This window comes from Methylobacterium sp. ME121 (assembly GCF_000974725.1).
GTDB lineage: Bacteria > Pseudomonadota > Alphaproteobacteria > Rhizobiales > Beijerinckiaceae > Methylobacterium > Methylobacterium radiotolerans.
In genome coordinates, this window is record NZ_BBUX01000167.1 from 1 (window position 1) to 1,422 (window position 1,422).

Annotated in this window: 1 pseudogene; it reads right to left on the minus strand. The window is 71.3% G+C overall.

The window, feature by feature from the left end:
* Positions 1 to 24: 24 nt before the first annotated feature.
* Positions 25 to 1,349 (minus strand): annotated as a pseudogene (locus tag ME121_RS32705) (IS701 family transposase).
* Positions 1,350 to 1,422: the final 73 nt, after the last annotated feature.

A 1,422-nucleotide genomic window follows, 5' to 3' on the forward strand; every position in this document is an offset into this window, starting at 1 on the left:
TAGCACTACCTGGGCACTTTGAGGTCAGACGGCAGCCGGAAGCGGCGGCGACAGTGCGGGCATCGCACCGGTGGGATGAGGCCGACGAACAGGCGGCCGATGATGGCCTGCCGCACGGCGGGCAGGCTCGGAGACGGTGGCGGTCCCGGTAGGCCGGCCACCTTTTTTCCCCCATCCGTCCGGTCGGGCCCAGCCAGGCGCAGGTGCTGCAGGTAGGCGCAGGCGATGCACGTCATCAGCGCGTGCCGGTGCAGGCCGGTCCAGGAGCGGCCCTCGAAGTGGTCGAGGCCCAGTTCCTCCTTCAACTGCTGGTGGCCCTGCTCGCACACCCAGCGCGCCTTGATTGTGCCGGCCAGGGCGCGCCGGGTCGTGCGGGGCGGCAGGTTCGAGAGGTAGTACTTGCGCTCGCCCGAGGCGCGCCACTCGCCCACCAACCAGACCTCGGCGCCCGGCAGATGGCGGTTGTTGCCCCAGATCGGACCGTCGCCCACCCGCACGCGGGTCATGGCAAACCGGGCCGCGAGCGCGCCCTTCGTGCCCTGTCGCCACGTCACGCGCCGCCACGGCAGCGCAGCGAGAACCGCCTCGGCCTCCTGCGGCTCCTGATCCGGCACGGGTCTGCGCGCCCTCCCGCCCGGCTCCACCAGCCGCACGTCGGGATCGTAGACCTTCTGGTTCTTGGCGATCCCCACCGCCCAGGTCAGCCCGCGCGCGTCGAGGCCATGCCGAAACAGGGCGCTACAGCCGTAGCCGGCATCGGCCAGTACCACACCGAAGCGGACGCCTTCGGCCTGCAGGCGGTCGAGTTCGGCAAGCGCGATCTCGCCCTTGCTCTGCGGCACCACCGCCGCCTCGGGCACACCTGCCCGCTCACACCGCTTCGGGTTGGCGACCCACTCCTCCGGCAGGAACAGGTGCAGGCAAACCGGCACGGGCACCTCGCCCCGCGCCAGGGTGAGCGAGACGAGCGACTGGCAGTTGGCCTTCTTGCCGAGGTGCCCGCAGTACTGGCGCGCCACGCCCACCGAGCGCGTGCCCTTCTTCGGCAGCGCCGTATCGTCGATCACCAGGCAGGCGTCGGATCCGCCGACCAGCCGGTCCGCGGTACGGGTGAGTTCCGCCCAGAGCGGGCCGTCGTCCCAGGCCGGGCTGGCGATGAAGTGCTGCAGTTGGTCGTGACCCGGCAGCCCGAGACGGGCGGCCATCGGCTGCAGGCTCTTGCGATCCCCGGGGCCGAGCAGGCCGCGCAGGTACAGCGGCGCCCAGGTCCGCCGCGTCTTGCGCCCCATCGCAGCCAGAAACGGGGCCAGCCATACATCGAGGTCCGGCCCCGACGATCTCTCGCCCATGTCCATCTCCCGCAGTGCCACCGCGGGATCAAAACGCCCACCGCCCCTCAAAGTGCCCAGGTAGTGCTAGAGG